Source organism: Nitrososphaera sp., from assembly GCF_050748925.1.
GTDB lineage: Archaea > Thermoproteota > Nitrososphaeria > Nitrososphaerales > Nitrososphaeraceae > Nitrososphaera.
In genome coordinates this window covers 1-8,189 of record NZ_JBOGQF010000080.1, presented here as the reverse complement: position 1 = coordinate 8,189, position 8,189 = coordinate 1, and the positions used below count along the sequence as shown (strand labels likewise).

General features: G+C 56.9%; 9 protein-coding genes. 4 read left to right on the top strand and 5 right to left on the bottom strand.

Annotation, left to right across the window (positions count from 1 at the left end; all coding sequences use genetic code 11):
- Together ACREAY_RS07730 and ACREAY_RS07725 are read left to right on the top strand one after the other, a co-directional pair.
- Positions 1 to 1,003 (top strand): Cdc6/Cdc18 family protein (locus ACREAY_RS07730; RefSeq protein WP_431755193.1); only part of this gene is annotated, 1,003 nt, incomplete at its 5' end.
- Positions 1,000 to 1,284: a hypothetical protein gene (locus ACREAY_RS07725; RefSeq protein WP_431755192.1), complete on the top strand. Its 285-nt coding sequence runs from the start codon at positions 1,000 to 1,002 to the stop codon at positions 1,282 to 1,284. The genes ACREAY_RS07730 and ACREAY_RS07725, both read left to right, overlap by 4 nt.
- On the opposite strand, the gene ACREAY_RS07720 is transcribed toward ACREAY_RS07725, so the two are convergent.
- The gene (locus ACREAY_RS07720; protein WP_431755191.1) at positions 1,275 to 1,667 is read right to left on the bottom strand and encodes a hypothetical protein; all 393 of its coding nucleotides are present in this window, start codon (positions 1,665 to 1,667) and stop codon (positions 1,275 to 1,277) included. The two genes, ACREAY_RS07725 and ACREAY_RS07720, sit on opposite strands and share 10 nt — an antisense overlap.
- A gap of 235 nt (positions 1,668 to 1,902) precedes the next feature.
- Here ACREAY_RS07720 and pyrG point away from each other — a divergent pair, with 235 nt between their 5' ends.
- Entirely contained in the window at positions 1,903 to 3,465 is a 1,563-nt protein-coding gene (pyrG, locus tag ACREAY_RS07715) for a glutamine hydrolyzing CTP synthase (RefSeq protein ID WP_431755194.1), read from the top strand.
- Here pyrG and ACREAY_RS07710 read toward each other — a convergent pair.
- Together ACREAY_RS07710 and ACREAY_RS07705 are read right to left on the bottom strand one after the other, a co-directional pair.
- Positions 3,455 to 4,459: an NAD(+)/NADH kinase gene (locus ACREAY_RS07710; RefSeq protein WP_431755190.1), complete on the bottom strand. Its 1,005-nt coding sequence runs from the start codon at positions 4,457 to 4,459 to the stop codon at positions 3,455 to 3,457. The two genes, pyrG and ACREAY_RS07710, sit on opposite strands and share 11 nt — an antisense overlap.
- Positions 4,460 to 4,492: 33 nt before the next feature.
- Positions 4,493 to 5,401 carry a PfkB family carbohydrate kinase gene (locus ACREAY_RS07705; protein WP_431755189.1) on the bottom strand — a complete coding sequence of 303 codons (909 nt, stop codon included), beginning with the start codon at positions 5,399 to 5,401 and terminating at the stop codon, positions 4,493 to 4,495.
- 380 nt (positions 5,402 to 5,781) lie between these two features.
- Between ACREAY_RS07705 and ACREAY_RS07700 the strand changes: the two genes are divergently transcribed.
- The gene (locus ACREAY_RS07700; protein ID WP_431755188.1) at positions 5,782 to 6,069 is read left to right on the top strand and encodes a 30S ribosomal protein S26e; all 288 of its coding nucleotides are present in this window, start codon (positions 5,782 to 5,784) and stop codon (positions 6,067 to 6,069) included.
- 16 nt (positions 6,070 to 6,085) lie between these two features.
- Here the strand turns inward: ACREAY_RS07700 and ACREAY_RS07695 are convergent, their stop codons facing one another.
- A complete protein-coding gene (locus ACREAY_RS07695) occupies positions 6,086 to 6,676 on the bottom strand; it encodes a CDP-alcohol phosphatidyltransferase family protein (protein WP_431755187.1) in 591 nt (196 codons plus the stop codon).
- A 32-nt stretch (positions 6,677 to 6,708) separates the two neighbouring features.
- Positions 6,709 to 8,040, bottom strand: coding sequence for a PQQ-dependent sugar dehydrogenase (locus tag ACREAY_RS07690; RefSeq protein ID WP_431755186.1), 1,332 nt, complete (start codon positions 8,038 to 8,040; stop codon positions 6,709 to 6,711).
- Between the last annotated feature and the right edge of the window lie 149 nt (positions 8,041 to 8,189).

The window sequence follows — 8,189 nt, the reverse complement described above, 5'->3', positions numbered from 1 at the left end:
GGTGATAGGCACCGCAGGCATAGGCAAGACCACGACTGTCATCCGGTCAGCAAAAATGCTGGAAGAGCAATTTTCGCGCAACCGGCTTTCTTTGAAAACGGCGTACATCAACCTGAAACTGCAGGGAGGCAACAAGTTTGCGATTTATCGCTTTTTGCTCGAGCGCATCGCGCCGGACCTGCCGTCGCAGGGGCTCAGCGCAGAAGAGATGCTGCGCTATCTTTTGCGCTACCTCCGCGACAACAAGCAGTACGCGCTCATTGTCATGGACGAGATCGATTACCTGATAAAGACGAGCAAGGACACGAGCATCGTCTACGACCTGACGCGCCTGAACGAGTTTGAGCCAGACAAGCCGTGCAACGTCAAGGGAGTCGTCTTTATCGCCAAGGGCACCGACTTTTACACCCGGCTCGACGCGGCCGAGCTGAGCACGCTTGGCAGGGTGCCCATGGAGTTTGGCCACTATACGCTGGAGCAGGTGAGCGACATCCTGTCAAGCAGGTCCGAGCAGGCGTTCAACCCCAAGTCGATAGGCTCTGACGTCATCGACAAGGTATCAAAGATAACGACGTCTTCAGAGGTAAACGGCGACGTGCGCTATGCCCTCGACCTCTTGCTGTACGCCGGCAACCTTGCCGAGTCGCAGGGCGCCGGCAGGGTCACGCTGGACCACGTGCGCAAGGTTCACGGCCAGACCCACCCGTCGATAACCACAGACGAGATAGAGCAGCTGTCAAAGAACCACGCTGCAAGCATGGTCGCAGTAGTACGCGCACTAAAGGGCAAGAAAAAGCAGTACGTGGAGCTAAAGGACGTGCGCCTTTACGCCGCGGAACTTGCCGAGCAGCTGGGAATCAAAAAGCTGGACGTGGAGGATTATCTTGACGACCTGAAGGCGCGCAGGCTGATAGAGGTGCGCTCATTCAAAGAAATAGGATTGCACGGCGCGTCGCTTGCCGAGCTCGAGCCGGCCCTTTTGGCTAGGGTAGAGCAGGCGTGAGCGACGCAAAAGATGCGATAGAGACCGGCATCGGGAGCATCGGCAAGGTCAAGATAATCAAGGCCCTTGTAGAGGAGGGCAAGATGGCGACCATCTACGTTCTGCACAAGAGGACAGGGCTAAAGAGGGACGACATCAAAAACAACCTTGACGACCTGCTCAGGATAGGGTGGATCCGGCATGCCAAGTACGCAAGCGTCGTGTACGGCCTCAACAACGACAACGAATACGTGTCGAGGCTCGTCCAGTTCTTCAAAGATACCGGCTACGCTCAGCCGTAAAAGTTGACGTACCTGTCGTTGTTGCGCCGCCCGTTGCTCTCCATGGCATAGACGCTCTTGAACATGATGTCGACCGCAGCCGCTTCTGCGAGCCAGCCTTTTGACACCTGGAGCGAAATGCTTCCCCAGTCGAGTTTCTCTGACTTTTCGTAAAGCGCCTCCTTTGTCATGCCGTACTCCCGCGCCCTCTTTTCAAGCAACGTGAGCAGCCTGTGCTCGTGGTAATTGGCGTGTATCTCTTCGGCTTCCTTGCTGTCGACGCCGTATATTTCAGAAATCTTGGCGTCAAACCTGGATTCGTCTTCCTTTGCAAGACCGGTGTGTGCTGCTTCAATGGCAGACTTGCCCCGCTGCCCGGGGTTTTCGGCTTTTGTCTCGTGCATTGGTATGAATGCGAATGTCCTTTGCACTAGGAGCATTTTAACATAGCGCGTGCTTTTTCATAAATTGACCGGTTCTGGTCAATTTAACGTCTTTTTTTGGCTATTTTTTTGGGAATAATATGTATAAAACGCGCAGAAAAATTGTACAATTATTCTAGAAAAGGAATAAAAAGGCGCGCCTCAAAACCCTAACGTGCAGTCAAAGCCCAAGTTCATTTTCGTCACGGGCGGAGTAATGTCCGGCCTTGGCAAGGGCGTCACTTCTTCCTCAACTGCCCGCCTTTTGCAGCTTGCTGGCTACAAGGTGTCATGCGTCAAGATAGACCCTTACGTCAACTATGACGCCGGGACCATGAATCCTGTGGCCCACGGCGAGGTATTTGTGACCGACGACGGGGGCGAGTGCGACATGGACATCGGCAACTACGAGCGCTTTATTGACACGCCGATGACCAAGGACCACAACATCACCACCGGCAGGATATACATGGACGTCATCAGGGCAGAGAGAGAAGGCAAGTACCTCGGCCAGTGCGTCCAGATAATACCGCACGTCACCGACGCCATCAAGGACAACCTGAAAAAGACTGCAGAGAAGGAGAAGCTCGACATCATGGTAGTCGAGTGTGGAGGCACGGTCGGCGACATCGAGAGCCTCCCGTTCCTCGAGTCGTTCCGCCAGATGGCGCTGGAGCTTGGCAGGTCAAACACGCTCTTTATCCATGTAACATTGGCACCGGTGCTCGACGTGGTGGGCGAGCAAAAGACAAAGCCGACGCAGCACAGCGTGCAAGAGTTGCGGAGGATCGGCATCCAGCCCGACATTCTGGCCGTAAGGTGCAAAACGCCGCTGACGCCAGAGACGCGGCGCAAGATCTCGCTCTTTGCAAGCGTCGAGCAGTCAGGCGTCATCTCTTGCCACGACGCCCCCTCAATCTACAAAGTCCCAGAGATGCTGGAGGACCAGGGCATGCTAAAGACAGTGGCGCAGGGCCTGGCACTCAAGCGAAGCAGACCGAGGTGGGCCGACTGGAAAAAAGTGGCCAGCTCGTTTTCAAGCCACAAGGGCAACGTCAAGATTGCAGTCGTCGGCAAGTACGTGACTTTGCCTGATAGTTATGTCAGCGTCTACCACGCGCTGTCGCATGCAGGCGCCAACATCGGCAAGAAGGTGCAGGTGGACTGGATAGACTCTGAAAAGTTTGAAAACGGGACAAAGGTTTCGGCGCTCAAAGACTATGACGGCATACTGGCGCCGGGCGGCTTTGGCAAACGCGGAAGCGAGGGCATCATCTCTGCGGCAAACTTTGCAAGGGAAAACAACATCCCGTACCTTGGCATCTGCTTTGGATTCCAGCTTGCCATAGTTGCGTTTGCCCGGCACGCCTGCGGCCTTGCCGGCGCCAACTCGACAGAGCTTGACCAGAACACAAAGAACCCGATAGTCGATTTCATGCCCGAGCAGCGAAACGTGCACGACATGGGAGGCACCATGCGCCTTGGCGGCCACGACATCAAGGTGGAGCCCGGCACGGTCGCGCACAAATTGTACGGCTCGACTTTTATAAGGAGGAGGCACAGGCACCGCTACGAATTCAACCAGAACTACCTCGGCGCGATAACCAAGGGCGGCATGAAACTTTCCGCGCACTCGGACGGCGGCAGGCGCATGGAGATACTGGAAATACCGGGCCACCGGTTTTACTTTGCAGTGCAGTACCACGCAGAGTTTTCAAGCAGGCCGGGCAAGCCCGAGCAGGCGTTTGACGGCTTTGTAAGGGCGGCCGCTAGATCTTGAGCTCATAGATGCGCTGCCGGGCATCCCTGAGCGACGTCTTTCTCTTGACATATCCGCCTTTTATCAGGTGAGACAGCGAAAGCCTGATGGTGCGCTCGGGGAGCATCGTCCTTGCTGAAAGGTCCTTCTGACCGAGCGCCCCTTCGTATTCAAGCGTTTTCAGTATCAGTTTTGCGCTAGGCGGCATCTTTAGCATGTCCTCTGCCAGCCTGACCTTCTTTGCCAGCAGCGACGCCGCTGACGAGTCGCCGGCCATCCGCACGAGCCGGGCCGGGAACGCGTGTTTGGAGCATTCTAGCATGTTTCGCACCCTGACGCGCCTGCCCCCGTCCAGGACGACTTCGCAGTGGTAGCGGCTGGTAATGTCGGCCACTTCCACCCTGACGTCATTTGGCATGACGAGCGGCCGGCGCGTGTTGTCAAGTGAGTTTACAGAGACTGCGAGAAAGACCTGCGACTTTTGGATGACCATGGGGCCGCCTGCCGACATTGTATACGCGGTAGAGCCGGTGGGCGTCGAAATGATGACGCCGTCGCTGTTGTCGCGCCAGACGCCCTTGCCGTCTATCTTTAAAACGTGCTCCATCAGAGTCGCGCTCTTGCTCGGGAACACTGCCACGTCGTTAAGGACGGGGTCGACGTCCCTGCCGTCGACCTTGACTGCGAGGCGGAACACCTCGTCGACGTCATAGTCGCCTCTTTTCAGCCTGCCCGCCGCTGATTCCAAGTCGCGCACTTCGAGCTGGGCGAGAAATCCTGTAGAATCGGTTTCATAGATGCCAAGCACGGGCGCAGACGCGGCCGTCACCTTGTGAAAGTATTCGAGGATGCCCCTGTCGCCTCCGGTGACGATTACCATGTCGACCTCTGATGCAAGGACATAGTTGCCGCTGGCCATCACCTGGGACTTTATTCCAAGCGAGTCGAGCGTCTTTTTCATCTTTGACAAAAGAGCGCCATCCCGAGAGTCCACGCCCCAGAGCGCCACTTTCATTGACAAGTGACTAACTTGGCGGGTAGATTTAAGTCAGACGTTCTGAAAGCCCACGGTGTTGTAGAAATAAGACGCGCTGGCCTCTATCTTGCTCATGGCCGGGATCTTGTTCAGGCCCGCCACCTTTGTCTCAAGCGCCGCGCGCAGCGCGCCTGCCGCAAAGCAGATGGCCCAGAGCGGATCCTTTTCCTTTATCCATGCGCACGCAAACGCCGCCGACAGGATATCGCCGGCGCCTGTCGAGTCAGGGGTGTCCACCTCACGCAGCTTTATCCAGTAGTGCATGTCCCTGTGGAGCAGATGAACTATCCTGTGCTCTGTCGCAAGCACAAACTCGGCGCCCCTTGACTGCAGCATCTTCATGCCGTCGACGCCCTCCGCCCCTGCCAGCGCCACCAGTTCCTGGCTGTCTGCCTTTACCGCGGTGATGCCTGCGAGATCCATGTCGAGGCTGTCTCTGAATGTTACGGCGCCGTCCTGCCCCGCAATGCGCATGTAGCCCTGCGGGTCCAGCATCACGAAGTTTTTCTTGCCCCTGTTGCCCTTTATGGCCTGCAGGACGCCTGCCGGCACTTCGTCGATGACGGGGCTGACGAGCCAGCAGTCCACCTTCATGTCGCGCACTTCTTGCTCTGCTATTGGGGAGCACCTTGACTGCAATACTAGGCGCCTTGAATGGCCGTCTGCTTCGAGGCCGAACCTCGTCGTCTTTGCCCCCTGGGCGACATGCCACTCCCTCAGCGTAATGTTGTTGTCGCGCAAAATGTTGTGCATGTCGTCAGGAAAGTCGCCGCCCACCTTGGTCGCAAGTTCCACGTCAAAGCCAAAGCGCCTTGCCGTGATGCCGCAGTAGCAGGGGGGTCCTCCCAAGCTTTCGACCACCTTGCCGCCCGCGCTCTTTATGGTGTCAAGAACGACGTGGGAGGCGATGCCGATCTTCAAGCAGCCGATCCTGTCTCTGGCGCATAATAAAAGCGTAAATCCGTGCTACCGGTAGTGTGCGTTTCCAGTGGAAAACGCCCAAAACAACAATTCTTTTATGATTAAAGAAAAGAGCGCGGCAAAAATGCGGCGGGAAGACGCGGTGCTATGACTTTAGCAAGGAATTTTATTCTACAGACTGCCGCATCGCAAATTGGAAAAAGGGCGTTTCCGCGCCGGGGCGTCCGTTTTGGGATGGCGAGCCGTCCCGGCGCAGCCCTTCTGGCAATTATTGGGCGCATCAAGCTATAAGCTTTACGCATGATTTTTACTGACAAGTGAACCATTTTCTGCCTCGACAAAGCACAAGATTTAAAGTATGGCAGGGGGCATCGACGTTCATGCCGAAGAAAAGAGCAAGCCGTGGGCGATCCAAGGGTGGCAAGGGCAGCTCAGGCACAGTGCATTGCAGCCAATGCGGCGCGCTGGTGCCACGCGACAAGGCCAAAAAGGTCACTGGAAGGATTACGCTCGTCGAGCCGGCACTGGCCAAGGAACTAAAGGCGCAGGGAGCATACATACCACTGTCGACGGATGTAAAGTTCTATTGCGTGTCGTGCGCCGTGCACCGCGGAATCGTCAAGGTAAGATCAGAAGCAGAACGCCGCACCGGCGGAAGGCTCTGGTAAAAGCCTCTTCTTTTTACTACAACTTTTTCGCAGTGGCCACTATCCTCTGTATGAGGGTAATGCCTGCCACTGCAGATACTATTATCATGGCCCAGTTCACCGAGCCTGCAAACGGCAGCATGCCCACTATGGCAACGATGAGCAGGCGCTCTGCCCGCTCGCCTATCCCGATGCCCTTTAGCTCCACGCCAAGCGACTCGGCCCTTGCCCTGGTATAGCTGACAAGGAGCGACAGGCCGAGCGCGACCAGGGCCCACGCCGGCGACGCGAGGCTCCCTATCGCAATGCCCGCAAAGATGGTCACTTCGGCTATCTTGTCAAACGACGAGTCGAGGAACGCTCCCTTTTTCGACGCCTGTTTTGTCACCCTGGCGACGGCGCCGTCTATCACGTCAAAAAAGCCTGAAACGAGCAATAGTATGCCGCCAATCACTGCTGCAGCGTATGCATTGACGCCTAAAGACGGGGACGCATAGGCCGCGCCTGCTGCAAAGGCGACCGCAAGCCCAAGGCCCGTCCAAAAGTTTGCAGACAGGCCCGTCGCTGCAAATCCTGCTCCCAGCTTCTCCATCGTGGGCTGGAGCGAGTCCCGCAGTCTGTTTAGCAACTGTGCTGATACGCTTTTACCAGAATAATAGTTTATTGAGCCGGCGAAATGCGGTAGATGCTGCCCCCGTACGACAGCACGAACAGGCTGCCGTCCGGCCCTGTTTCAAGGTCGGTTATGCCGCCAAAGCCGGTGCCAAACGTGACTGCGTCGGCCTCTCCGCCGTCTGCGACTTTGTCCGCAAGGTCGCCTTCAAGGACCACTCCGTTTCTGTCGCCGTTGACTGCAAGGTAGTAGAGCCGGCCGTTGTTGATGTCGCCGGCAAATATGTTGTTTTCATAATCTCCCGGCAGGCCTGCAAACGCCATGTCCGTGACGCCAATAGACGACTGCCAGCTGAACGCCGGGTCGGCATAGTGCGAGCCTTCAAACTTGACCAGAACTTCTTCAGTGGCAGAGCCCCTTGACATCGGCCCCATTACTCGCTCCCACCCGCTGTTAAAGCCGGGGAGCACCACGTTCATCTCGTCATAGCCGTCAGGGCCGTTTTCCGTGTCCCAGAGGGTGCCCGTTACCGGGTCAAACGCAAGGCCGAAACTGTTGCGCACGCCGTATGCATAGTAGGCGGCCGCCTTGCCTTCAGTTGCATAGATGTTGGCCGCAGGCCTCCCGTCGCGGTCCATCTTTAAAATGACAGACGTGTCGTCAGGTGCCGGGCCGTCCCTGTAATTCTGGAGCGCCCCGTCCCTGTTGAGGTCCCCGATGACCACGTACAGCATCCCGTCGCTGCCGACTGCCATCTTGCCGCCGTCGTGGTTGGGCCCCGGCGTGCCGGGCAGGTCCAGTATCAGGGTCTTGCCTTCCAGGCTGCCGTCCTGCCACGCAAACCTGTAGACCCGGTGCCTGACCTCGCCTTCGTTTACCGTCGCATAGATGAACACGTCCCTGTCGTTGACCGCTACGCCGAGAAGCCCTCGCTCGCTTGCGTTCTCTACGTCAAACGTCGCCAGCGGCTCTTCCCGCAGGGTGCCGTCTGCTACAAGCATCACCCTGCCGTCGTCCTTTTGCAGCACTATCAGGTTGCGCTCGTCAACAAAGGCCATGCTTGTGGGAGCAGACAGACCTTCCACCACCTTTTCAAGCCGGAGCGACTGGTCGCGTATCTGCGGCGGGTTCGAGTCTGGGATGGCGTTAAAGACGCCGTCATCCACCGGAAGCGGTCCCTGGCCGCCACCGTCGATTATGGGCGCGGGAGCGGGGTCCGGCGACCCTGATGAATTGTTTGGAATATTGGTATTATTTTCCGGTTCGGGGCCGTCTGGCACGGTGGTTGCAGGAGGCTGGGTTGCGCTGGCTGCAATTATGACGGCAACTATCCCTACTGCGGCGGCACCTGCAATGACCGCGATGAACCAAATCTCCAAGCTGGGCGAATTTCGGCAGTTGAGTTATTATGCATTAACCTCACGGTTTACGCATTTATTGCAAGAAAATTTCCACTATTGCTCAGACGCCAAGGATCTGTTTCAAGAGGGCGCGGTAATCGACCTTCTCTTTCTTGCTTCCCGGAGAC